The following is a 22,474-nucleotide window of genomic DNA, read 5'->3' on the forward strand; positions in this document are numbered from 1 at the left end:
GCTCAGTGCAGGATGGCGTCTGGCGGCGCCCCCGGCGGGGTAATGGCAAAGATCGAATCCGCCACCGAACCGCGTTCGATCTCTTCCTCAGCGGCCTCGCGCACATCCATCACTTTCAGGGACAGGCGCAGGGCCATGCCAGCCAGCGGGTGGTTGCCATCCAGTACCACGTGGGTGTCATACACCTCGGTCACGGTGTAGATCGCGTCTTCCGGTAGATCCGGGGTGGTGGCACCTTCTGGCGGGCCTTCAAACTGCATGCCTACAGACACTTCATCGGGAAAGATGTCACGTGTCTCGAAAAACACGAGATCGGCATCGTAGTCGCCAAAGGCGTGCTCTGGCTCAAGGTGCAGGTGGGCCTCAAAGCCGACACTCTGCCCCTGAAGTGCTTCTTCAACCTTGGGGAGCAGGTCTTCGCCGCCGACCAGGAATTCCATGGGGGCGTTCAGTTCGTCAATCAGTTCGCCTTGCGCGTTTTCGAGTCGCCACACCAGGGTGACGACGCAGGGGGAGGAAATCATCATCCTCCAATCATCTCATGACGGCTGTTCCCGCCCCAGGCTACAACGCACAATGCAGGAATGAATTTGATGAAAAAAACAGCACAGACCGATTCGCTGGACCAGGCCCTGACCCTGCTGGGTGGCCTGTCACCTCGGCAATTCATGCGCCGCTACTGGCAGAAGAAGCCTTTCTTGATTCGTCAGGCTCTGCCGGGCGTTCAGCCTCCGATTGACCGGGCAAGCCTGTTTGCACTGGCGGGTCAGGATGACGTCGAGTCGCGTCTGGTGGTGCAAAAGCCGGCTACAGGCGAGTGGACCCTCAAGCATGGCCCCATTCAGCGTCGGTCCCTGCCCAAGCTGTCACAGCCTGCCTGGACTCTGCTTGTGCAGGGCCTTGATCTCCACGTACCGGCCGCGCATGACATGCTGCGTCAGTTCCGTTTCGTGCCGGATGCCCGCATGGACGATCTGATGATTTCCTACGCGAGCGATCAGGGCGGGGTGGGGCCGCATTATGATTCGTACGATGTGTTCCTGATTCAGGTGCATGGGCGACGTCGCTGGCGCATCGGTCCGGTCAAGGATGGCAGCCTTCGGCCGGATGTGCCCGTGAAGTTGCTGAGCCATTTCGAGCCCGAAGAAGACTGGGTGCTGGAGCCAGGTGACATGCTCTATCTGCCACCCATGTGGGCACACGACGGCATTGCCGAGGGCGACGACTGCATGACCTGTTCGGTGGGCTTTCGCGTACCCGAAGCCACCGAGCTGACGCAGGAGGTGCTGGGGCGTTGTGTGGATGCGATCGAGCCCGCTGAAACACGTCGCCTCTACAAGGACCCCAAGCAGGATGCCACGAGTACGCCTGCGCGGATTCCGGCTGACCTGCAGGGTTTTGCCAGCGATGCCATCGAGCGCTTCCTGCGTGATCCTCAGCAAATTCTGGCTGCGCTGGGGGAGGTGCTGACCGAACCCAAGCCGCGCGTGTGGTTTGAGCCGGGTGAGCCGCTTCCTGTCGGCGCGGGGGTCATGCTCGATGCACGCACCCGCATGATGTATGACGATAAGCGCATCTATGTGAATGGCGAGTCGTGGCTGGCTGCTGGTGCCGATGCGCGCTTCATGCGACAGCTGGCCGACCAGCGTCAGCTGAGCGCAGCGGTAGTATCAAAGGCCAGCGCCGATGCGCTGGAGTTGCTATGTCAGTGGGCCGAAGACGGGTGGTTGCATCCGCATGCCTGAAGGAGTGCGCATGAACGAAGACATCACTGATAACGTGGTCTCTGGTGGCGGTGCGGATGAATATGGGCGTATAGACGGCTGGCCCGACTTCACGGACCGGGTGCGGGCCGCTCTCGCCATGGCTGCAGCCCAGCCGACCTCCATCTTGATGATGGACCACGACTTTGCGCGCTGGCCGATCGGTGAGCGCAGCATGATCGAGGGATTTCAGCAATGGGTTTTGCAGACAAAGCTACCCGTATGTACCCTTATTGCGGCCACCCTTGATGAGCTGCCACGCAAGCATCCACGCTGGGTGGCGTGGCGTTCAACCTGGGGGCACAGGGTGACCTGCAGGGTGGTGGTCGAAGAGCTGGCAGATGCTGTGAAGCCGACCTTGTTGCTGGAGGGGCAGTTGGGCTTGAAGCTGCTCGACCCCGTCACGGGGCGAGGCGTGTGGTCAAGACTTAAATCCGACTTGACCGTTTGGCGCCAGGAGTTTGATGCTATTTCGCAACGATCCCATGAGGCCATGCCATCGACTACTTTGGGGCTTTAATGATGACCAGATTGGGGCGTATAATCACCGGCTGTATGTGAACAACCTCTGGTTGTGATACATCCAAGCCGACCGTCTCGAATATCCTTTGAGGCAGTGGGCTTTGCGCAAAGTTCATACACACTGTTTTTTTGACACTCCCTTTTGAGGACACAAGCATGAAAAAGTCGCTCCTGCTGGCTTCGCTGATCGCTGCCATGGCCCTGGCCGCTTGCGGTAAGAAGGAAGAAGCTGCTGCTGACGCCGCTTCCGCCGCTTCGGAAGTCGCTTCCGCTCCTGAAGTCGCTTCGGCTCCTGAAGTCGCTTCGGCTCCTGAAGCTGCTTCTGAAGCTGCTTCTGACGCTGCTTCCAAGTAATCTGGTTTCAGATTGCAAGGTAAAAGCCGCTCGCAAGAGCGGCTTTTTTTATTGCTGGCTCCAATCAGAATCGTTGAAACATATTGTTAATTCGAGAATGATTGGAGACCAATAAAAAAGCCCTGGCATTTCTGCCAGGGCTTTTGTTTTTGACGATTCTGTGAAACTCAGTTCAGCTCTTCGTACAGTTGCTTGGCAATGCGGCGAACGGGCTCCGAATTGGCAGCATCTTCCTGGTTGCTGACCACCTTGATCAGGCTGTTGATGCCTTGCGCCGAGACGACCACACGGTAGCGGGCCAGTGCATCGGGGCCAGGACGGCTGGAGGCACCGAACAGGCGCGCGAGGAAGCCGGGCTCCTTCGCTGTCGGGTCATTGCCTGGGGCCAGGCGAATTTCATAGGAGCCCAGATTGCGGTCACGCGACTCGATGGTGTAGCCGGCTCGGTCCAGAGCCAGGCCCACACGGCGCCACGTTGTGTCCACACTGTCATTGGCCACCAGGCTGATGCCGTCAGCTTGCAGGGTGGCGCGAGCTGGGCTGTAGCTGTTGGAGTTCGTCGCTGTTGCTGCACCGGTGTCAGCCTTGGCTGCTGCGGCTTGCTCCTTGGTGGCGCCCAGCTTCACCATCAGGCGAGTGAGCATTTCGGCTTCGAGTTCGGCGCTGGCGGGGCGGCCCACCCACTTGGTTGAATCCTTGCGATCATTTTCGTAGACCTCCATCACACCGCGGTGAATGATGTAGATCTCGCTGCCCTTGGCCGTGCGTTCGATTCGCGTGCGGAACTGGTCGCGTTCGCCTGTGTCGTACAGCGAATCGGTGAGGGTACCCAGCAGCTTGCGGATGCCGGTCTGGGGCAGTTTGGCGCGGTTTTCAGACCAGTTGGTCTCCATCAGGCCGGCCTCGGGGGACAGCAGCGGCAGTTCGAAGCCCTGATCTTCCCAGAACGCCTTGACCTGATCCCAGACCTTTTCGGGTGGCAGGCCGACTACCAGCCAGCGGCTCTGCCCGGCGCGCTCCAGCTGTACCGTGCCAAGCTGGTTGGTCGAGACGCTTGCCGGGGTGGCATTCGGGTCACGCGGGGCCATGGTGGCCAATTGGCTGGCGCTGACAGTGGAGGGCTGGGATGCCTGGCTGTAGCGGGTCTGTCCGGTCAGTTGATTGAGATCGGGAGGGACGTCCAGCTTGACGGTCTTGCTGCCGCCATCGCGGTAATCAACCTTGTCGCCTTGCAGGGTGTCGTTGATCGAGGAGCAACCGGACGCTGCCAGAGCGCCAGCCAAGGCCAGGCAGAGAGCAGCGGGGCGATAAGGAAGTTGTTTGTTCAACATGGGCAATCACATCCGGGATGGGTCCCGATCGGGAGGGTGAAATTCAAGCGGCGCACTGAGAGGTGCGCCGCGCAAGATCCTACACGGATCAGATGATGCCGCACTCGTGCAGTGCAGCTTCCACAGCCTGCTGACCAGCTGGTGACAGCTCGGTCAGGGGCAGACGGATCTTGCCACCCGCCTTGCCCATGCGGGCCAGGGCCCATTTCACGGGAATGGGGTTAGGCTCGACGAACAGCTGCTTGTGCAGCGGCAGCAACTTCATGTGCAGCGCGACGGCGCGTTGTGCATCTTTGGCCATGGCCGCCTTGCACAGCTCGGACATGTCGTGCGGCGCCACGTTGGCCGTCACGCTGATGTTGCCGTGACCACCCAGCATCATCAGAGCGAAAGCGGTCGGATCATCGCCCGAGAAGATGCTGAAGCCCTTGGGGGCCTGCTTGATCAGCCAGGCTGCACGGTCGATGTTGCCTGTGGCTTCCTTGATGCCGATCACGCCGGGCACGCTGGCCAGACGCAAGGCCGTTTCGGGCAGCATGTCTGCCACGGTGCGGCCAGGCACGTTGTAGAGCACCATAGGGATGTCCACTGCTTCGGCAATGGCCTTGAAGTGCTGGTACATGCCCTCTTGGGTAGGCTTGTTGTAGTAGGGCACAACCTGCAGCGTGCAGTCGGCGCCGACTTTCTTGGCGAACTCCGTCAGTTCAATGGCTTCACGGGTGGAGTTGGCACCCGCACCGGCCATCACAGGGACGCGGCCAGCGGCTTGCTCAACCGCCACGCGGATGATTTCGCAGTGCTCGTCAACGGACACGGTGGGCGACTCACCCGTGGTGCCAACCACGCCAATGCAGTTGGTGCCTTCGGCGATGTGCCAGTCGATCAGTTCACGCAGGCGGGGGTAGTCGACGCTGCCGTCTTCAAGCAACGGGGTGATGAGCGCAACGATGCTGCCAAAAATCGGTTTCATGTTGTTTCCTTAGATCGGAACATTCTACCCAGAGCAAGGGGGCGGAATGAAGGCTGCGGGCCGTGGAAAAGCGGCTATCGCCTTGAATTGACGTTGATTTACGTGCAGGTCCACATCTGTCGGGCGAGGTCAATCACCAGTTCCGGATGGAAGTACAGCAGGAAGACCAGTGCAAGCACCACCATCACAACGGCCCAAACCAGGAATCGTTGACGTGTCGGCATGGTGTTTCCGGTGTGTGTCGGGGTCAGGCGCTCTTGGCGATCGGTGCGACCGCTCGTCGTTGCGGCGTGCGGTGCTCCTGAATGGGCAGGTTCAGCAGTGCTGCGGCAATGCCCAAGGCCACGGCGCCCCACCACACGACGTCGTAGCTGCCTGTGGTGTCATAGAGCCGGCCACCCAGCCAGACGCCGAGGAAGGACCCGATCTGGTGTGAGAAAAAGACGATGCCGCCCAGCATGGACAAATTGCGGATGCCCAGCATCTGGGCCACGATGGCATTGGTCGGTGGGACGGTCGACAGCCAGAGGGTGCCCATGACCGCCGCGAACAGGGTGACGCTCCATGCGCTCAAGGGCTGGGTGACGAACAGGATGATGGTGACTGCGCGCAGCGCATAGATGGCCGAGAGGATCCATGGCTTGCGCAAGCGCTGCCCCAGTACCCCCGACGCATAGGTGCCAAACACATTGAACAGACCGATCAGGGCGAGCGCCGTGGTGGCGATTTCCGGCGCCATCTGGTGGTCCTTGAGGTAGCTGGGCAGGTGCACGCCAATGAAGGCGACCTGGAAACCACAAACGAAGTACCCGGCAGTGAGCAGCAGGTAATCGCGGTGTTGCAGCGCTTCCATCAAGGCCGAGCGGGTGGATGGCTCTGAATGAGCGGTTTGACCCTCAGGTGTGATTGAAGTTGTCTGACGATGGGGTTCGTCGTGCAGGCCGCGCGCGATCGGGATGATCAGCAAGGCTGCACCAGCCAGGGTCCAGAGGGCATGCTGCCAGCCCAGGTGGCTGATCAGCAGGCTGGAAACAGGCACCATCAGGAACTGGCCAAAGGAGCCCGCCGCAGCGGTCAGGCCCATGGCCCATGATCGCTGGTGTGCATCGATGTGTCGCCCCAGCACGCCATAGACCACCGCATAGGTGGTGCAGGCTTGTGCCAGCCCGATGGTCAGGCCTGTGCTGACCATGAACCAGGCAGATTGAGCTGATTGGGCCATGCCCAGCAAGCCCAGTGCATAAAGCAGCGAGCCTGCTACCAGCACACGGAAGGCGCCTTGTCGGTCAGCCCACCAGCCGATGAAGGGCCCTGATGCGCCCCAGACCAGGTTCTGCACGGCCATGGCCAGTGCAAAATCTTCCCGATTCCAGCCGCGAGCCGTCACAATGGGTTGCAGCCACAGGCCGAAGCCATGGCGAATACCCATGGACAGGGTGACGACCAGTGCGCCGCACAGCAGCAATTGCGCCAGCGGCAGGCGTGACGGGTGATTCATGAATGGAGTCAGGCAGCCAGAAGCTGCCTGCAAGGGCTGGAAGAGGAGTGGGGCGGGTCTTCAGACCTGCATGTTCATGATATCCGTATATGCCTGAACCAGCTTGTTGCGGGCCTGGACGACGGATTGGAACCCCAGTTGGGCCTTCTGCATGGCGATCATGGTTTCTTCCAGGCTGACGGTGGGGTTGTCAAACTGGACTTCGCGCTGCATGGTGGTGGCCTGATCCTGTGCCTTGCTGACGGACTGCAGCGCGCTGCTGAACGCGGTCTGGAACGAGGATTTGTCGACGGAGCCGGTCTGGCCAAGGGCGGTTTTGGCCTGAACGCGCTGAGCGACGTCGGCCATGCCGGCCCGTGTGGCGGCTTGCGCGAAATCGAAAGGCTTAAGTTTCAGGTCCATGGTGCCGATAACTCCGACAAGGTGTGATGCAGTTCACCACGTTCGGCATCCTACGCAGTCCCGGGGTACCCAATGCAGGAAAGAAGTCGGCAAATCACATGCTGTTCGCGGCATTTTTGCCGGTCAGTGCTTTGAATAATGGGTGCAGTCCAGCCGGGTTTGCTGCATCGTGTGATTTCATCGATGCGGGGCCCACAGCCTTGACCGCACATGGAAGTCACAGTCGCACCCAATCAAGCCATCACGGCATCACCTGCCCAGGTGATCGAAGCTACCCCGACGCCGCCGACCTTCGTGCAGCGCGTGGCCGCTCTGCCCATGCAGCGCAAGCTCATGCTCGGCGGGGGGATCGCTGCGCTGGTCGCCATCTTCATCGCGATGATGATGTGGGGTCGTGAGGGCGACTACCGGGTGTTGTTCAGCAATCTGTCTGACAAGGACGGCGGCGCCATCGTGGCTCAGTTGCAGCAGATGAACGTCCCGTACAAGTACACAGATGGCGGTGCAGCCATCCTGGTGCCTGCAGAAAAAGTGCACGACGTGCGTCTGAAGCTGGCTTCGGCCGGGTTGCCCAAGGGCTCGGTGGTGGGCTACGAGTTGATGGAAGCTCAGAAATTCGGGGTTACCCAGTTTCAGGAGCGTCTGAATTTCCAGCGTGGCCTGGAAGGGGAATTGACCCGCTCCATTCAGACTCTGTCGGGCGTCCAGGCAGCCCGCGTGCACCTGGCTTTGCCCAATCAGAACGGCTTTTTCCGCGAGCAGCAGAAGCCTTCGGCTTCGGTGGTGCTGTCCCTGTACCCGGGGCGTTCGCTGGACAAGGCGCAAATCGCCGGCATCGTGCACCTGGTGTCGTCCAGTGTCCCGGAGATGTCGACCAAGGCGGTCAGTGTGGTGGATCAGTCTGGCGCGCTGCTGTCCGGCTCCAACGAGGCGGTTGACCAGGCGGGCCTGGATGCCCAGCAGTTGCAGTACGTGCATCAGATCGAAGCCAATTACACACAGCGTATCAAGGACATCCTGGAGCCGGTGGTGGGCAAGGACAACTTCCGTGCCCAGGTGACGGCCGATGTCGACTTCTCGCAGATCGAGTCGACGGCCGAAGAGTTCAAGCCGAATCAAGGGCAGGCCCCCGCTGCGGTGCGCAGCCAGCAGACCAGCGAGCAGGTGGGGCAGGGTTCCGCTTCGCCGTCTGGGGTGCCTGGTGCTGCGAGCAACCAGCCGCCTGTTCCGGCAACGGCACCGATCAACGGAGCATCCCAGGCTTTGCAGGCATCCGGCCAGAGCAGCACGGGTGGGACCAGCCGTCGTGACGCAGTGACCAATTACGAGGTGGACAAGACGGTGCGGGTGACGCGCAACTCCACCGGCAACATCCGTCGCCTCAACGCTGCCGTCGTGATCAACAACCGCACGGTGACGGATGCCAAGGGCAAGACCTCTACCCAGCCCATCTCGCCGGAGGAGCTCGACAAGCTGACCGCACTGGTGCGCGAAACCATCGGGGTCAATGACCAGCGTGGTGACTCGGTCAAGGTGATCAACACCTCGTTCCAGGTTGTCAAAGATGAACCGGATACGACGCCGATCTGGCAAAAGCCTGAGACTGTCGACATCTTGCGTACGCTGGCCGTGCCGGGTGCCCTGACCCTGGCTGCGCTGATTGTCGTGTTCGGCGCCATTCGGCCGGCCATCAAGGCTGCACAGCCTCAGCCGGTGGAAGAGGCCAAGCCGCAACTCAGCGCGGTCATCGACGACCCTCAGGAGTTACCCGCAATTGATGGGGGACACGCTGGCATGGTTGAAGGGCCGAATGGTCAAATGTTGCCAGCACTGGGCCCTCCAACGGCTGACTCCCGACTCGAAGCAGCTCGCCAGCTGGCGCGCGAGAACCCGGTGGCAGTCGCCAATCTGGTTCGTGGCTGGATCACCAACGGTTGATCAAGGTGACTCAAGATGGATGAAAAAGGACTCGAAGACGCAGCCATCCTGCTCATGTCGTTGGGCGAGGAGGAAGCTGCCGAGATCTTCAAGAACCTTGAACCCAAGGAAGTGCAAGGCTTGGGTGAAACCATTGCCAAACTCAAGACCGTGCCCCGCGACCGCGTGGAAGGGGTGCTGGAGCGGTTTGCCGAAGAATCAGCCGATCTGGGCATGCTGGTGGCCGACACCGATGAGTATGTGAAGTCGGTGCTGCGCAAGGCCTTGGGTGAAGAAAAGGCCAACCTGCTGATTGACCGCATCATCCAGGGCAGCGATGTCACCGGCATCGAAAGCCTGAAGTGGATGGACGCTGGCTCTGTGGCGGAATTGCTCCGCAACGAGCACCCGCAGATCGTGGCGGCCATCCTGGTCCACCTGGATCCCGACCAGGCGTCTTCTGCATTGAAGTATTTCACCGACCGGCAGCGCAATGAGGTGATGATCCGCATTGCCACGCTGGATGGCATCCAGCCTTCCGCGCTGAAGGACCTCAACGAGGTGCTGTCTCGCGTGCTGGCCGGTGGCACGCAAATCCGCAAGTCGTCGCTGGGTGGCGCCAAGCCTGCGGCCGAGATCATCAACCTGATGGGTTCGAGCATCGAAACCTCCGTGCTCGACTACATCCGTGAAAGTGATTCCGATCTGGCGCAGAAGATCATGGACAACATGTTCGTGTTTGATGACCTGATCAAGCTGGACGACAAGGGCTTCCAGGCCCTGCTCAAGGAAGTGCAGACCGAATCGCTCATCATCGCGCTCAAGGGCGCTTCGCCGGAAATTCGCGACAAGGTCTTCAAGAACATGTCCAGCCGTGCCGCAGAAACCCTGCGTGAGGATCTCGAGTCTCGCGGGCCTGTGAAGTTGTCGGAAGTCGAGTCCGAGCAGAAGGAAATGCTCAAGATTGTGAGACGTCTGGCTGACGAAGGTCAGATCGTCCTGGCAAGCGGAGGCGACGATGAGTACGTCTAAGCCGCCGCAGCCGCCGGGTGGTGGGCCGTCGAATCCCTACGCGCGCTTCATTCCCCGTGAGGAGCTGAAGGGCTTTGAGGCGTGGAATCCTCAGGCGTTTGAAACCCCGCAGCCAAGCCCGGATCCGGCGAAGGATACGGGGGTGCGCAAGCCTTCATTTGCCGAACGTGTGGCCGATGGCGTGCCGCCGTTTCAGGGGGGAGCGAATGCGCGCACTGCGCAGTCAGGCCCGGCACCCAACGGGCGTCCCGCTCAGGCATCGGCCGCGCAGCCGCAGCAACGCGGTGCCACCGTGACCCCGCTGCGTCGCCCGATCGTGGGCGGTGTGCCGGGGGAGGATCCTCGCCTGGACCCTGATCCCGTTGCTCAGCCGGCCGCGGAGCCAGCGCCCAATATCGACGAACTGGTGGATGTAGCGCGTCGTGAAGGCTATCAGGATGGCTACCGCAACGGGCTTTCTGCGCTTGAAACCTACAAGCAGACCCAGGGGGCGCAACTGGCTGCGCACATGAGCGATCAGGTGAGCGGGCTGGTTTCCGATCTGCATCGTCGCCTGGAGTCCCTTGAGCAACAGCTGGCCGGACGCATCGCTGGTGTGGCGCTGGAGTTGGCACGTCAGGTCGTGCGCAGTGAAATCAACCAGCGGCCAGAGCAGGTGTTGCTCGTGGCTGAAGAGGCTTTGGGGACCTTGCTGGCTTCGGCCCGCCAGATTGTGTTGCGCATGCACCCCGATGACCAGGCCATGGCGCAGGGCACGCTGACAGAGATTCTGGATGTCCGGGGCGCACGGCTGATCCCGGATCTGAGTATCACCCGGGGGGGCTGTGTGGTCGAGTCGGACATCGCCGTGGTCGATGCCAGTGTCGAGGCGCGCTGGTCGCGTGCCGCTGCGGTGATGGGCAGCGATGCCGAATGGAATGAAGGCCACGAGGTGCCTTACCGCGCCAAGCCGCTGCCTGACGATGACGAGTTCGTCGGTGGCTTGGGCAGTGCCGGGGAGAGCCAGCCATGAACATGCCATTGGGTGGTCGCACGCGTGACGTGTCGATGGAGCAGTGGAACCGCTTCCTGTCGGATCTGGACGAGTGTGCTGGTACCCCTTTGCCGCTGGAAAACCAGGGCAAGCTGGTGCGTGTAGCTGGTTTGGTGCTGGAGGCGGCGGGTTTGCGCTTGCCGGTCGGGGCTGTCTGCGAGATCCATTCCGAAACCCGGCTGGAATCTCAGCCGGTACTGGCCGAGGTGGTGGGCTTTGCGGGCGACCGGGCCTACCTGATGCCGACAGCCGAAGTGCATGGCTTGTCGAGTGGCGCCCGCGTGGTGCCGCGATCGATTCCCATCAACTCGCCGGCGCTGGGGCGCCCGAACCACCCCTGGCGTCGCAGCGAAGACCGCACGCGCCATCTGCCCATTGGCAGCGGCTTGCTGGGCCGCGTTGTCGATGCCCAGGGGGAGCCCCTGGATCACAAGGGTCCACTCAACCATGTGCGCAGTGAACCGTTGGCACGTCGCCCGATCAACGCCATGGACCGTGACCCGGTTCGCCAACCGCTGGATACCGGGGTGCGTGCGATCAATGCCATGCTGACGGTGGGACGCGGACAACGGATCGGCCTGTTTGCCGGCTCCGGTGTGGGCAAGAGCGTGCTGTTGGGCATGATGGCCCGCTATACCCAGGCCGATGTCATCGTCGTGGGGCTGATTGGCGAGCGGGGCCGTGAAGTCAAGGAGTTCATCGAGGATATCCTTGGTGAAGAAGGGCTGGCTCGTTCGGTGGTGGTGGCCGCTCCCGCTGATGCGCCGCCGCTGACCCGCATGCAGGGGGCCAACTACGCCACTGCGGTCGCTGAACATTTCCGTGATCAGGGCCTGCATGTGCTGCTGCTGATGGATTCGCTGACACGCTATGCCATGGCGCAGCGCGAAATCGCACTGGCCATTGGTGAGCCGCCGGCCACAAAGGGCTATCCGCCATCGTGTTTTGCCAAATTGCCGCAATTGGTTGAGCGCAGCGGCAACGGCCTCAATGGCTATGGCTCGATCACCGCTTTCTATACGGTGCTGTCCGAGGGCGATGACCAGCAGGACCCGATTGCCGATGCCGCCCGCGCCATTCTGGATGGCCACATCGTGCTGTCGCGGGAGCTGGCCGAGTCGGGGCATTTCCCGGCCATTGACATCGAGCGTTCCGCATCGCGTGTGATGCACAACGTGGCCAGCCAGCAGCACATTGAAGCGTCGCGTCGATTCCGTCAGTTGTGGTCTAAGTACAGCAAGGCCAAAGACCTGATTCAGCTGGGGGCCTACATGCCGGGCCATGATCAGGAGCTCGATTCCGCCGTCAAGTTGCATCCAGCCATGGTGAGCTTGCTGCAACAAACCATGCATGAGCAGGCCAGATTCGACGCCAGCATCGGCCAGTTGCAGCATATTGTCGGTAATTGATTGTTCTGAAGTCTGGAGAACCCAACGTGACCACCCCGGCAGCCATCCAACCTCTGCTGATTCTGCTGGACTCAGCCGAGAAGGCGCGCGACGAAGCCGTTGCGCAGATGGAGTCTGCCCGCCGTGCCTATGAAGGTGCGCGCGCCCAGGCTCAGTCCCTCAGCGATTGGCGCCGCGAATATCAGGAACGCTGGAAATTGCAGTTCAGCCAATCTGGAGGCATGGAAATCCTGCGTTGTTATCAGGATTTCAGTGCGCGACTTGGTGATGCAATGTCGGAGCAGGACCGTCGAGTTGATCAGACCCGTCTGTTTTTTGACCAATGCCGCGTGCAGCTCATCGAGCGCGAGCGCAAGGTCGCAGCGGTGGAACAACTGATCGATCGGCGGCAGCTTGAAATGATGCGGCGCCAGCAGAAGCAGGAACAGAAGGCCACTGACGAACAAGCCATGCGAGCCGTTCGATCAGTGAGCAACCCATTCATGGGTGGGGGACACCTGGCTGGTCCGTCGCATTGACGGTGATCGACCTGGCTTGCCAGGCGTGACAGGGTTTGGGTCCAGAAAGGGCAGATATGAGTGCATCCATCAATCAGACAAGCAAGACCAGCGCTGTCTCAGGCGGGACCGGTTTGCCGGCAGACTGGATGAGCAAGCTGGCTGCAGGCAGTGCCTCGTCCGATCTGGCGGTCGACAAGATCGATTTTTCGCGCATGTTGGAGCGACACGCCACGGGCGGCGGGGCCTCGTCAGGCCAGGGCGCAACGCAGTCCAGCGGGCTGTCACCCGAGGCGCGTAATGCCATGGCACGCGCCCAGGCCAATGCACAGGCTGTAGCGAGACAGCACAACAACGTGATGGCTCCGGCCAGCACCGCGCAGAACAAGCCGGCAACACCTTCGCCGCAGGCTGGCAATGTGCAACGCAGTGAGGCACGCCCGGCCACGCAGCCCAAGCCTCAACAGGCTGCCGGCAAGAACGGCGATGCCAGTCGGGAGCATGCCGACGCGGGGGCCGAAGAGCAGGACGCTGCCAAGACCGCACAAACGGCCGCTGCCTCGACCGAGGGCGCAGCCGTGGTTCGCGAACTGAAGGCGCCGGATAACGTGTCGGCGAACGACCCCAACGCCATGTTGGCCTGGTTGTCCAGCCTGACACAAGGCGATCTGGCTCAGTCCGCTCAGGCCGATTTGCAGGGTAGTGCCTCGGCCGATCGGCTGGGGACCCACGGTGGGCAGGACGGCGGCCAGTTGGCGGCGGGTGCCGAGTGGTTCATGCAATCCATGCTGGGTGCCGCAGGTGCTGCATCGGGCATCGACATCAGTGGCATGGCAGAAGCCGGCGGCAAGCTGGCAGTCGAGATGCTGGACAAGGCCGGTGGTGACTTTGGTGGCGCATTGGCTGCGGAAATGCTGCGTGGGCAGAATCTGGCAGGCGGTGTGAAGGCCTCGGCCACATTTGTCAGTGACGCTGTTCCCACCCCGGTCAACAGCCCAGATTTTTCGCAGGCGCTGGCTGACAAGGTGAGCATGCTGGTGCAATCTACCGACCAGGATGGCCCCTTGACCGCCGAGTTGCACCTGAATCCGGCCGAGATGGGCCCCATCAGCGTGAAGATTTCACTGGATGGCCAATCGGCGCAGATCGACTTTGCTGCAGCTGCTGTAGAAACCCGCAAGGCGATCGAGGCCAGTCTGTCGATGTTGTCGGCGTCGCTGGATGAGGTGGGGCTGACCCTGGGGGGCGCTGGCGTGTCTGACCAGACGGCGCAACAGTCGTTTGGCCAGTCCGATGGTCAGTCGTCGGCACCTTGGGCTGCATCGGCCAACAGTGGCGCCGACGCCACGTCATCGCGGGAGGACGCCAGCATGGTCCAGACTCGTGTCCCTTCCAGAGGCGGTCTTGCCGGCGGCCTCGATCTTTACGCATAGGTCCTTGCCGGACCAAATCAGAATCGCGCGGCTTTCCCCTCGCTTATCGGTTCATCAGTCTGGCTCTGACTTCGAATAATCCCATCATGCCCCTTTCACTATCCGACATGGTGGAAGGGCGTGACACCCAGGAGAAGAGAGCATGTCAGCTGCACCCGCTGCCGCACCAGCCGAAGGCGAAGCCCCGAAAAAGGGCTCGAAGAAACTGATCATCATCATCGCAGTGGTGGCTTTGCTGCTGGTTGGTGGTGGTGCCGCTGCATTTCTGATGCTGAAGAAGAAGCCGGCAGAGGGCGATGCGGCCGCAGCCGAGGAAGAGTCGCACGGCAAGGTGGCCGAGAAGCCCAAGGATCACAGCGGTCATCCCCCCACATTCGTGCCCCTGGACCCATTCATCGTCAACCTGGCTGACCGCGATGAAGACCGCTATGCCCAGATTGGCGTCACCCTTCAGGTGGAAGACCCCAAGGTGGCCGAAGAGGTCAAGAACTACATGCCGGCCATTCGCAATGCCGTGCTGATGATCCTCTCTCACAAGGCTTCCACAGACCTGATGTCTCAAGACGGCAAGGAAAAACTGGCTGAAGAAATTCGCCGGGAATCTGCCCGTTCCATGGGGTATGAGGTGGAAGATCCGGAAGACGAGGAAGATGCGCCGGCTGAAGACGAGGCGCCCAAGAAGAAAAAGAAGAAAAAGAAGCGGGTGGAGTTGTACAACCCGATCTCGCATGTGCAGTACTCGAATTTCATCATCCAGTGAGTCCGTCCTGATCCCGGCGTCAAACCCGGCCAACGCAGTGTCAAGGCCATGAATCAGCAAATCCTCTCGCAAGATGAAGTTGATGCACTCTTGCAGGGCATCACCGGCGAAAGCCAGAAGCTGGAGCAGGACGATGGGCCCCAGGAAGGCATTCGTGACTACAACCTGGCCAACCAGGAGCGGATCGTTCGCGGGCGCATGCCTACGATGGAGATCATCAACGAGCGCTTTGCCCGCAACATCCGCATTGGCCTGTTTAATCTGATTCGCAAGTCCCCCGAGGTGTCGGTGGGCGGCATCAAGGTGCAGAAATACAGCGCCTTCCTGCGCGAAATCGTGGTGCCCACCAACTTCAACATCATGGCCATCCGCCCCTTGCGGGGTTCCGGTCTGGTGGTGTGTGACCCGACTCTCGTGTTTGCCGTGATCGATGCGCTGTTTGGTGGTGCGGGCAAGTTCCACACCCGCATCGAAGGCCGTGATTTTTCTGCCACCGAGCAACGCATCATTGGCCGCCTCATCGAGGTGATTGCCGAGGAATACAAGAAAGCCTGGCGCGGCATTTATCCGATTGAGCTGGACTACCAGCGCTCGGAAATGCAGCCGCAGTTCGCCACGGTGGCCACACCCAGTGAAATTGTGGTGTGCTGTTCCTTCACCCTCGAAATCGGTGACACCAGCGGCACCATCCATTTCTGTATTCCTTACGCCACACTCGAACCCATTCGGGACATCCTGTTCTCGTCCATCCAGGGCGACTCCGCCGAGCCGGATCGGCGCTGGGTGAAGTTGCTGACGCAGCAGATCCAGGCAGCTGAAGTCGAGTTGGTTGCAGAAATGGCACATGCGCCGGCCACGGTCGAGCAGCTTCTGGCGCTCAAGCCGGGGGATTTCATCGAGCTGGATCTGAAACCACTGATTGAAGCCAAGGTGGACGGGGTGCCCATCGTCGAGTGCTACTACGGTACGTCGAATGGCAAGTACGCCTTGCGCGTTGACAAACTATTGACCACTGCCAACGCGGGTTGGCTGGGAGAACGACATGTCTGACAACACTGAATTTCCGCCTGCAGACGCGCCGTCCTCGGGAGATCCTGAACAGGATGCGATGGCCGCAGAGTGGGAAGCCGCGCTGGCTCAGCAGGCCAACACCTCGTCTGGCGGGCCCTCTGCAGATGACATCTTTGGTGCGGCCACGGCCACGGCGAGCGAGGTGGCCAATCCTGCTCTGCAAGCCACGCCAGCAGCCTTTGCCAATTTCGGTCCATCTTCGGCTGGCAACCCTGCAGGCAACGACATCAACATGATCCTGGACATCCCGGTCCAGCTGACGGTTGAACTCGGTCGCACCCGCATTCCCATCAAGAACATCCTGCAACTGGCACAAGGTTCTGTGGTTGAGCTCGATGCACTGGCCGGTGAGCCGATGGATGTGCTGGTCAACGGTTTTTTGATTGCGCAAGGTGAAGTCGTCGTTGTCAACGACAAGTTTGGTATACGCTTGACTGATATCGTCACGCCGTCTGAGCGTATGCGCCGCCTCAGCCGCGGGTGCTGATCCATAACTGAAGACTAGGAGAGACCTTTATGCAATCCGCCGGGATGTTGGTGTTGTGGTTTGTGGTGATCGTCGCGCTGATCCCGATCAGCCTGTATTTCCTGAAGAAGTCTGGCCTGGCCCAGAGTGTGTTGGGCACGGGTGACAAGGTGCTGCGTCCGATCAGCCAGTTGGCTGTCGGCCCTGGTCAGCGCGTGGTGACGGTCGAGTTGGGTACCGGTGAGCAAAAAACCTGGCTGGTGCTGGGCGTCACAGCGAACAGCATCACCACGCTGCACACCTTGCAACCATCCGACGACAGCCAGAATCAGGCGCAGGGTGACCCGGTGTCGTCCACCTTCCCGGTGCTGCTGCGCCGCTCGACCGATATCATCGAACCACCCAAGGGCTGATCCGGGGCGGAGCATGCAATTGAATCGGTATGCCGGCCGGGTTCTGACCGGTCTGGCGCTGCTGACAGCCTCCAGCTTGACGTGGGCTCAGGCAGCGGGGGGCTCGGCAGGGCTACCCCTGATGGTGGCCCAAAGTGGAGGCGGAACCAGTTACTCCGTTCCCATCCAGACGCTGCTGTTCTTCACGGCACTGTCTTTCCTGCCGGCCTTGCTCTTGATGATGACGGGTTTCACCCGCATCGTGATCGTCTTGAGTCTGGTGCGTCAGGCCATCGGGGCCCAGGCAGCCCCACCCAACCAGGTCATCATTGGCCTGTCGCTTTTCTTGACGCTGTTCGTGATGGGCCCGACCTTCGACAAGGTCTACAAAGATGCCTACGAACCGTTTTCCACCAACCAGATTTCCTTCACTGAAGCGCTGGATCGTGGGCAGACGCCCATGCGGCAATTCATGCTGAAGCAAACGCGTCAGTCCGACCTGGGCCTGTTCACGCGTCTGGCTCGGCTGGAAGGCGAGGTCAAGCCGGAAACCGTGCCATTTCGGGTGCTGGTGCCGGCTTTCGTGACCAGTGAATTGAAGTCCGCCTTCCAGATTGGTTTCCTGGTGTTCATCCCGTTCCTGATCATCGACATGATTGTGGCCAGCGTGCTGATGAGCCTGGGGATGATGATGCTGTCACCCGTGATGGTGGCCTTGCCATTCAAGCTCATGCTGTTTGTACTGGCCGATGGCTGGAACCTGTTGCTGGGTTCATTGGCAGCCAGTTTTGCCCAGTAGACGGTTGCGAGACTCGGGGAGTGCAGAGATGGATCCACAACAGGTATTGACGATTGGCCGCGACGGCCTGCTGGTGTTGCTGACCGTGTGTGCGCCCATCCTGCTGGTGGTACTGGTGGTGGGGCTGGTGGTCAGCATCATCCAGGCGGCCACCCAGATCCACGAATCCACTTTGTCCTTTGTGCCCAAGCTGCTCGCCGCTTTTGCCACGCTGGGTCTGGCTGGCTCATGGATGCTCAGTACCCTGGTTGACTACATCCGACAGGTGCTCGAGTCGATTCCAAGCGTGGTGGGCTGAGCCTTGATCAGCTTCTCTGAAGCGCAATTGATGGCGTGGATCACGCCGTGGTTGTGGCCCTTTGTCCGCGTGGCTGGCATTTTCACGGCTGCGCCCGTGCTGTCGATGCGCGTGATTCCCCGGCGTGTCCGCCTGTCTCTGGCGGTGCTGATCGTTTTGTGCGCGCAGCCTACCTTGCCGGATATGCCGTCGGTCGCCCTCAATTCGCCACAGGCTGTGATGGTGCTCCTGCACGAGGTGCTGATCGGTCTGACCATGGGGTTTGCTGCCCGCGTGGTGTTCGCGGCGATCGAGTTCGCGGGCGAAATCGTCGGCTTGCAGATGGGTTTGAACTTCGCCAGCTTCTACGACCCGATGAGCGGCGGCCAGTCGACGGCCATCAGCCGCTTCTATGGCACCTGTGCCGCCTGGCTTTTTGTGGTCATGAACGGCCACCTGCTGTTGACTGCGGCGGTCATCGACAGCTTCAAGGTGTTTCCGGTCATGGCCGAGCCCCTGGGCTTTCTGAAGGTGGTTCAGCCGCAGGTCTGGGGTGCTGAGGTCTTTCGCCTGGGTCTGTGGGTATCTTTGCCCGTGGTGTCGATGCTGCTGCTGGTCAACGTGGTGATGGGTTTGATGGCGCGCGTCGCGTCACAGCTCAATGTGTTTTCCATTGGCTTTCCGATCACGCTGGGGGTCGGGCTGACCGGGCTGTGGTTGACCCTGCCCATGATGCAGGCGCCATTGACCATGGCCATTGAGCGTATGCTGGGCTACTTCCAGTAGTGGCAGGTTTGTCGAAAGGTGCGGTGTGAGCAGAAGGCGCAAGTTGCTTCAGGGGGCGCTGGGCGCCGCAACCGGCTGGGGCTTGTCGCCCTGGGTTGAAGCTGCGCGTCAGAAACCGGCTACATCGTCGATACCACGTCCGGTCTGGCGTCCGGACCACACTGTGGTGGTCGTGCTGGAGAACCTGTCGGCGTTCACCGCCACCCCTGCCCAGCGCCAGGGTGGGCAGGCGCCGGTGTATGCGCCCGAGTCGGACTGGCGTTTCCTCAACGAACTGGCTGCAGGCGGCGCCCGCTTCATGGACGCCCATTTTGCGCGTACGCCCTATGGGTCGGACAAGCCGACCCGGTCCAGCCAGCCCAATTACCTGTATCTGTTCTCGGGACATCACCAAGGCGTGTTGCCGCAGTGGTTCGAAGATCGGGGCTCACCCTATATGGGCACGGCCCTGTACGACCGGGATGGGCAGCCTCTGCCCGCACCACGCGAGACCAAGGTGGGCATCGCCAACAACCAGATTCCGCTCGACTGGCTGCCCCTGCAAAGCCCCAATCTGGGCGCCGCGATCATGAAGGCCGGTGGGCGGTTTTTGAGCTTTTGCGAGTCCTTGCCATACCCCAGCTGGAATTGCGGGACAGACGACCGGCTGGCACCGTGTCAGGCAGCCCATGCCATGACCGATGACTACCGTCGCAAGCACAACCCGGCCATCAACTGGACCGATCAGCGTGCGCCGACCAGCGCGCGTGGCCGCCAGGGTGATCTGGCGCACCACGTCTTGCCCGTGTCGGTCAACCTGGGTTTCGCACCGACCAGGGACCCGGTACTCAAACAATCCTTCCGCGGCTTTCTGGCTGATGAGGGGGGGCGTGCATTGCCGTTTGATGCCTTGCCTGAGGTGTCGATCGTGGTGCCCAATGAGCAACACGACGCGCACAGCAACACCGCCAAGGTGGCCGATGACTGGCTGCGAACGCATCTGGGGGCCTATGCCAGATGGGCGCGTGAGCACAACAGCCTGTTGATCGTGACCTTTGATGAAGATGGCAGCACCGATGCGCGTCGGGGTGACCCCTATGTCACGGGGGCGGACCGCATCGCCACCGTGTTCTATGGGGCAGGGGTGCAGCCCGCGGAGGTGACGCAGCGCATCGATCACCTCAATGTGCTGGCCACCATCTTGTGGCTGTATGGCGGGCTGGAGCAGTTTCGTGCCGATTTCCAGCAGTACTACCGGGTGCAGGAGGGCTCAGGCTCGCCGTTTGAGCTGGCCTGGCGCAATCTGCAACCCATTACCTCGGTGTTCCGTGAGCCGCTGCGCAGTTGAGGGGTCACGCCAGCGTGGCACTCCAGGCTTTTTGTGTGGAGCGCAAGGCCTCCAGCTGCGCAAAGTCGGTTTGGGGAATCGGGCCCAGTTCAGGGGCGTGACCGTCTTCCCAGTTCGACAGCAAGTCCTTGAAGTCTTCCAGTGGCATCGGTTTGGCAATGAGGAAGCCCTGCGTGACCATGCAACCTGCTTGCTGCAGGACGGCCAGTTGCGCCGGTTCCTCCACCCCTTCGGCCACGGTGTTCATGCCCAGGGTCCGGGCCAAATTGATGATCGTGCGCACGATGGCGCGGGCATCTGGCCTGTTGAGCAGTTCACACACGAATGACCGGTCTATCTTCAGGGTGTCAAAGGGGAATCGCCTCAGATACGACAAGGACGAATAGCCGGTGCCGAAATCATCGAGTGCCACCCGCACGCCACGGTCTCTCAGCGCATGCAGATGGGCCAAGGCCACAGGAGAGGCATCAATGAACAGCGACTCGGTGATTTCGATCTCCAGCTGAGACGCTGGCAGCCTGGATTCGGACAACGCCGCGTTGATGTTCTCCATGAAGTGTGGACGCACCAGTTGCGCTGGTGAGGCGTTGACCGAGATGGTGAGATTGCCGAAATGGCGGGCCGCCACTTTGCACGCTTCGCGCAGCACCCAGTTGCCAATGGCGGGAATCAGGCCTGCGGCCTCCGCAATCGGGATGAACTCGGCAGGGGAGATGATGCCCAATGTCGGGTGGGCCCAGCGCAACAGGGCTTCGCAGCCACAGATGCGCCATTCATCCGTCTGCACCTTGGGCTGCCAGTAAAGCGAGAACTGCCGAGCAGATAAGGCGCCCTTGAGCTCTTGCTCGATCATGGCGCGGCGCCGGCTGCGCTCACCCAGGCTGTGCGCAAAGACCTCGACACGCCCTCGGCCGCCTTCCTTGGCTGCCAGCAGGGCGAGGTCGGTGTTGGCCAGTACCTCGTCGATGGTATCGCCGTGATCCGGAATCAGGCCGATGCCGATGCTGACCCCGATGTTGACGACGTGGTCGCCCGCCTTGAACGGCTCTTTCATGGCCAGCAGCAGGCGTTTGGACATGGCCTGGGCATGGTCGTCGTGCCGCACGGGTGTGAGCAGCACGGCAAATTCATCACCGCCCAGTCGGGCCAACTGGGTATCGGGGCAGACTGTGTGCAGACGCTGCGCCACCCCCTTGAGCACTTCGTCGCCGATGGTGTGGCTGTGCGCGTCGTTGATCCATTTGAAATTGTCGATGTCGACGCACAGCAGGGCGCTGCGGAACCCCTTGGTCTGGGCCAGCTCCAGTGCATGCCCCAGCGCTTCCCGTAGGTGGGTGCGGCTGCCAATGCCCGTCAGCGGGTCGATCAGGGACAGATCCTTGAGTCGACTTTGGGCCTGGTGTTGCTCGGTGATGTCGGCGATCACGCCGCGCCAGCCCATCACGTTGCCGTTGTCATCGAACAGGGGGCGAGCCGAGACGGACCACCAATGGTCCTGCTGACTCAGGCTGATTGGCAGGATCACATCCCTGAAGGGCTGGCCGGCGCGCAGGGCTTGCTTGAATTCGTCAAGGTGGGGGCAGTGGGTTCGGAACCAGCCCTGCAAGGTGGTGTCCTGCAGTTGAGACGGTTCACAGCCCAGCAACTTGGCGAGCTTGTCGCTCACATGGGTAAAGCGCCCGGAAAGATTGACTTCCCAGAGCACGTCGGTGGTTTGCTCCTCGAAATCACGCAGCAAGACACTGACCATGCGGCTCTGACGCTCGGCTTCCCGTTCCGATTGGAGCCGCGCATTGGTGGCCTTGGCCGCATAAAGCACGCCCATGGTCAGAATGCCCCCGTAGACGACGTTGAGCGCTGCCAGCAGGAAAAGCCAGTCATTGCCGGTTCGCAGCAGGGCCCAGTTGCACAGGCTCACCATGATCCAGACATACAGGGTGCCCGCCATGGGGACACCGGACAGGGTAAAGGCACCAGCGCACATCATCCCCGCCATGAGGCCGGTGATGACCATCTGACAAGATGGGTCGAGTTCGGGAAAGATCCAGGCCGGGATCAGGGTCCATGCCACGGAAAAGACCAAGCTATTCAATGTGACGCGGGCCATGGCCTTCGGCGAAGCCGGGCGTGCCGGATGGGCACGCTGGTGCCAGGTACTGACCAGTCCGGTTCCGCAGACCACCAGAAGGAGGAGCCACCAGCCCAGCATGGGCCACCGCCAGGGGCTGGTGAACATGGCGCCCGCAATCAGCAATCCACTGAGGATCGCACCCCACATGGTGAAGGGGGTCAGGCTGATGATGTTGGACAGGATCTTGCCCCTTGTCTCGGCTGAGACGGGGTCCAGTGCCCAATAGATCGGGTAATGCTTGCGCCAGATCCGCGTGACTGCTTTGAACAAGATGAAGAGGATGTAAGGTGCTGCCAGATCCGCC

General features: G+C 61.2%; 24 protein-coding genes. 17 read left to right on the plus strand and 7 right to left on the minus strand.

Annotated features, from left to right (window positions below):
• Positions 1 to 2: 2 nt before the first annotated feature.
• Positions 3 to 527: a peptidylprolyl isomerase gene (locus tag ACE3PH_RS14390; RefSeq protein ID WP_374320280.1), complete on the minus strand. Its 525-nt coding sequence runs from the start codon at positions 525 to 527 to the stop codon at positions 3 to 5.
• Between the two features lie 66 nt (positions 528 to 593).
• Between ACE3PH_RS14390 and ACE3PH_RS14395 the strand changes: the two genes are divergently transcribed.
• From ACE3PH_RS14395 to ACE3PH_RS14405, 3 genes are all read left to right on the plus strand, one after another.
• Positions 594 to 1,745: a JmjC domain-containing protein gene (locus tag ACE3PH_RS14395; RefSeq protein WP_374320282.1), complete on the plus strand. Its 1,152-nt coding sequence runs from the start codon at positions 594 to 596 to the stop codon at positions 1,743 to 1,745.
• A gap of 10 nt (positions 1,746 to 1,755) precedes the next feature.
• On the plus strand, positions 1,756 to 2,283 hold the full coding sequence (locus tag ACE3PH_RS14400; protein WP_374320284.1) for a hypothetical protein: 528 nt from the start codon (positions 1,756 to 1,758) through the stop codon (positions 2,281 to 2,283).
• A gap of 158 nt (positions 2,284 to 2,441) precedes the next feature.
• Complete coding sequence (locus ACE3PH_RS14405) at positions 2,442 to 2,639, plus strand: hypothetical protein (RefSeq protein ID WP_374320286.1); 198 nt, start codon at positions 2,442 to 2,444, stop codon at positions 2,637 to 2,639.
• Positions 2,640 to 2,806: 167 nt separating this feature from the next.
• Here ACE3PH_RS14405 and bamC read toward each other — a convergent pair whose 3' ends face one another.
• The 5 genes from bamC to fliE all read right to left on the minus strand — a co-directional run bounded on the left by bamC (position 2,807) and on the right by fliE (position 6,840).
• A complete protein-coding gene (gene bamC, locus ACE3PH_RS14410; RefSeq protein ID WP_374320288.1) occupies positions 2,807 to 3,970 on the minus strand; it encodes an outer membrane protein assembly factor BamC in 1,164 nt (387 codons plus the stop codon).
• 88 nt (positions 3,971 to 4,058) lie between these two features.
• Complete coding sequence (gene dapA / locus ACE3PH_RS14415; RefSeq protein ID WP_374320290.1) at positions 4,059 to 4,940, minus strand: 4-hydroxy-tetrahydrodipicolinate synthase; 882 nt, start codon at positions 4,938 to 4,940, stop codon at positions 4,059 to 4,061.
• A gap of 98 nt (positions 4,941 to 5,038) precedes the next feature.
• Entirely contained in the window at positions 5,039 to 5,164 is a 126-nt protein-coding gene (locus ACE3PH_RS14420) for a hypothetical protein (RefSeq protein ID WP_374320292.1), read from the minus strand.
• Positions 5,165 to 5,187: 23 nt separating this feature from the next.
• Entirely contained in the window at positions 5,188 to 6,438 is a 1,251-nt protein-coding gene (locus ACE3PH_RS14425; RefSeq protein WP_374320294.1) for an MFS transporter, read from the minus strand.
• Positions 6,439 to 6,498: 60 nt separating this feature from the next.
• Positions 6,499 to 6,840: a flagellar hook-basal body complex protein FliE gene (fliE, locus tag ACE3PH_RS14430; RefSeq protein ID WP_374320296.1), complete on the minus strand. Its 342-nt coding sequence runs from the start codon at positions 6,838 to 6,840 to the stop codon at positions 6,499 to 6,501.
• 210 nt (positions 6,841 to 7,050) lie between these two features.
• On the opposite strand from fliE, the gene fliF reads away from it, so the two are divergent.
• The 14 genes from fliF (at position 7,051) to ACE3PH_RS14500 (ending at position 20,039) form a co-directional block, all read left to right on the plus strand.
• Positions 7,051 to 8,778, plus strand: a complete 1,728-nt coding sequence (gene fliF / locus ACE3PH_RS14435; RefSeq protein WP_374320298.1) for a flagellar basal-body MS-ring/collar protein FliF — start codon at positions 7,051 to 7,053, stop codon at positions 8,776 to 8,778.
• A gap of 15 nt (positions 8,779 to 8,793) precedes the next feature.
• Positions 8,794 to 9,789, plus strand: a complete 996-nt coding sequence (gene fliG, locus ACE3PH_RS14440; RefSeq protein WP_374320300.1) for a flagellar motor switch protein FliG — start codon at positions 8,794 to 8,796, stop codon at positions 9,787 to 9,789.
• Positions 9,776 to 10,801: a FliH/SctL family protein gene (locus ACE3PH_RS14445; RefSeq protein ID WP_374320303.1), complete on the plus strand. Its 1,026-nt coding sequence runs from the start codon at positions 9,776 to 9,778 to the stop codon at positions 10,799 to 10,801. The genes fliG and ACE3PH_RS14445 overlap by 14 nt, the downstream gene beginning before the upstream one ends.
• Complete coding sequence (gene fliI, locus ACE3PH_RS14450; RefSeq protein WP_374320305.1) at positions 10,798 to 12,231, plus strand: flagellar protein export ATPase FliI; 1,434 nt, start codon at positions 10,798 to 10,800, stop codon at positions 12,229 to 12,231. The genes ACE3PH_RS14445 and fliI overlap by 4 nt, the downstream gene beginning before the upstream one ends.
• Before the next feature lie 26 nt (positions 12,232 to 12,257).
• Complete coding sequence (gene fliJ, locus ACE3PH_RS14455; RefSeq protein WP_374320307.1) at positions 12,258 to 12,749, plus strand: flagellar export protein FliJ; 492 nt, start codon at positions 12,258 to 12,260, stop codon at positions 12,747 to 12,749.
• A gap of 56 nt (positions 12,750 to 12,805) precedes the next feature.
• The gene (locus ACE3PH_RS14460; protein WP_374320309.1) at positions 12,806 to 14,161 is read left to right on the plus strand and encodes a flagellar hook-length control protein FliK; all 1,356 of its coding nucleotides are present in this window, start codon (positions 12,806 to 12,808) and stop codon (positions 14,159 to 14,161) included.
• 142 nt (positions 14,162 to 14,303) lie between these two features.
• Positions 14,304 to 14,921, plus strand: a complete 618-nt coding sequence (gene fliL / locus ACE3PH_RS14465; RefSeq protein ID WP_374320311.1) for a flagellar basal body-associated protein FliL — start codon at positions 14,304 to 14,306, stop codon at positions 14,919 to 14,921.
• A gap of 48 nt (positions 14,922 to 14,969) precedes the next feature.
• The gene (fliM, locus tag ACE3PH_RS14470) at positions 14,970 to 15,971 is read left to right on the plus strand and encodes a flagellar motor switch protein FliM (RefSeq protein WP_374320313.1); all 1,002 of its coding nucleotides are present in this window, start codon (positions 14,970 to 14,972) and stop codon (positions 15,969 to 15,971) included.
• Positions 15,964 to 16,479: a flagellar motor switch protein FliN gene (fliN, locus tag ACE3PH_RS14475; protein WP_374320315.1), complete on the plus strand. Its 516-nt coding sequence runs from the start codon at positions 15,964 to 15,966 to the stop codon at positions 16,477 to 16,479. The genes fliM and fliN overlap by 8 nt, the downstream gene beginning before the upstream one ends.
• Positions 16,480 to 16,508: 29 nt before the next feature.
• Positions 16,509 to 16,871: a FliO/MopB family protein gene (locus ACE3PH_RS14480; protein ID WP_374320317.1), complete on the plus strand. Its 363-nt coding sequence runs from the start codon at positions 16,509 to 16,511 to the stop codon at positions 16,869 to 16,871.
• Positions 16,872 to 16,884: 13 nt separating this feature from the next.
• Positions 16,885 to 17,649, plus strand: a complete 765-nt coding sequence (gene fliP / locus ACE3PH_RS14485) for a flagellar type III secretion system pore protein FliP (protein ID WP_374320319.1) — start codon at positions 16,885 to 16,887, stop codon at positions 17,647 to 17,649.
• A gap of 28 nt (positions 17,650 to 17,677) precedes the next feature.
• A complete protein-coding gene (gene fliQ / locus ACE3PH_RS14490; RefSeq protein WP_374320321.1) occupies positions 17,678 to 17,947 on the plus strand; it encodes a flagellar biosynthesis protein FliQ in 270 nt (89 codons plus the stop codon).
• A 3-nt stretch (positions 17,948 to 17,950) separates the two neighbouring features.
• Entirely contained in the window at positions 17,951 to 18,712 is a 762-nt protein-coding gene (gene fliR / locus ACE3PH_RS14495) for a flagellar biosynthetic protein FliR (RefSeq protein ID WP_374320323.1), read from the plus strand.
• Between the two features lie 25 nt (positions 18,713 to 18,737).
• Positions 18,738 to 20,039 (plus strand): alkaline phosphatase family protein, encoded by a 1,302-nt coding sequence (locus ACE3PH_RS14500; protein ID WP_374320326.1) that lies wholly within the window; start codon positions 18,738 to 18,740, stop codon positions 20,037 to 20,039.
• 4 nt (positions 20,040 to 20,043) lie between these two features.
• On the opposite strand, the gene ACE3PH_RS14505 is transcribed toward ACE3PH_RS14500, so the two are convergent.
• Complete coding sequence (locus ACE3PH_RS14505) at positions 20,044 to 22,440, minus strand: putative bifunctional diguanylate cyclase/phosphodiesterase (RefSeq protein ID WP_374320328.1); 2,397 nt, start codon at positions 22,438 to 22,440, stop codon at positions 20,044 to 20,046.
• Between the last annotated feature and the right edge of the window lie 34 nt (positions 22,441 to 22,474).

This window comes from Aquabacterium sp. (assembly GCF_041909175.1).
GTDB lineage: Bacteria > Pseudomonadota > Gammaproteobacteria > Burkholderiales > Burkholderiaceae_C > Aquabacterium.

What these genes read in the sequence shown, in the direction of transcription:
- ACE3PH_RS14460 (WP_374320309.1), top strand. Translation starts at nt 12,806, where the DNA reads ATGAGTGCATCCATCAATCAGACAAGCAAGACCAGCGCTGTCTCAGGC.
- ACE3PH_RS14390 (WP_374320280.1), bottom strand. Translation starts at nt 527, where the DNA reads ATGATGATTTCCTCCCCCTGCGTCGTCACCCTGGTGTGGCGACTCGAA.
- fliQ (WP_374320321.1), top strand. Translation starts at nt 17,678, where the DNA reads ATGGATCCACAACAGGTATTGACGATTGGCCGCGACGGCCTGCTGGTG.
- ACE3PH_RS14480 (WP_374320317.1), top strand. Translation starts at nt 16,509, where the DNA reads ATGCAATCCGCCGGGATGTTGGTGTTGTGGTTTGTGGTGATCGTCGCG.
- fliG (WP_374320300.1), top strand. Translation starts at nt 8,794, where the DNA reads ATGGATGAAAAAGGACTCGAAGACGCAGCCATCCTGCTCATGTCGTTG.
- fliM (WP_374320313.1), top strand. Translation starts at nt 14,970, where the DNA reads ATGAATCAGCAAATCCTCTCGCAAGATGAAGTTGATGCACTCTTGCAG.
- ACE3PH_RS14405 (WP_374320286.1), top strand. Translation starts at nt 2,442, where the DNA reads ATGAAAAAGTCGCTCCTGCTGGCTTCGCTGATCGCTGCCATGGCCCTG.
- ACE3PH_RS14395 (WP_374320282.1), top strand. Translation starts at nt 594, where the DNA reads ATGAAAAAAACAGCACAGACCGATTCGCTGGACCAGGCCCTGACCCTG.
- dapA (WP_374320290.1), bottom strand. Translation starts at nt 4,940, where the DNA reads ATGAAACCGATTTTTGGCAGCATCGTTGCGCTCATCACCCCGTTGCTT.
- ACE3PH_RS14420 (WP_374320292.1), bottom strand. Translation starts at nt 5,164, where the DNA reads ATGCCGACACGTCAACGATTCCTGGTTTGGGCCGTTGTGATGGTGGTG.
- bamC (WP_374320288.1), bottom strand. Translation starts at nt 3,970, where the DNA reads ATGTTGAACAAACAACTTCCTTATCGCCCCGCTGCTCTCTGCCTGGCC.
- ACE3PH_RS14425 (WP_374320294.1), bottom strand. Translation starts at nt 6,438, where the DNA reads ATGAATCACCCGTCACGCCTGCCGCTGGCGCAATTGCTGCTGTGCGGC.
- fliN (WP_374320315.1), top strand. Translation starts at nt 15,964, where the DNA reads ATGTCTGACAACACTGAATTTCCGCCTGCAGACGCGCCGTCCTCGGGA.
- fliI (WP_374320305.1), top strand. Translation starts at nt 10,798, where the DNA reads ATGAACATGCCATTGGGTGGTCGCACGCGTGACGTGTCGATGGAGCAG.
- fliL (WP_374320311.1), top strand. Translation starts at nt 14,304, where the DNA reads ATGTCAGCTGCACCCGCTGCCGCACCAGCCGAAGGCGAAGCCCCGAAA.
- ACE3PH_RS14400 (WP_374320284.1), top strand. Translation starts at nt 1,756, where the DNA reads ATGAACGAAGACATCACTGATAACGTGGTCTCTGGTGGCGGTGCGGAT.
- ACE3PH_RS14445 (WP_374320303.1), top strand. Translation starts at nt 9,776, where the DNA reads ATGAGTACGTCTAAGCCGCCGCAGCCGCCGGGTGGTGGGCCGTCGAAT.
- fliP (WP_374320319.1), top strand. Translation starts at nt 16,885, where the DNA reads ATGCAATTGAATCGGTATGCCGGCCGGGTTCTGACCGGTCTGGCGCTG.
- fliE (WP_374320296.1), bottom strand. Translation starts at nt 6,840, where the DNA reads ATGGACCTGAAACTTAAGCCTTTCGATTTCGCGCAAGCCGCCACACGG.
- fliF (WP_374320298.1), top strand. Translation starts at nt 7,051, where the DNA reads ATGGAAGTCACAGTCGCACCCAATCAAGCCATCACGGCATCACCTGCC.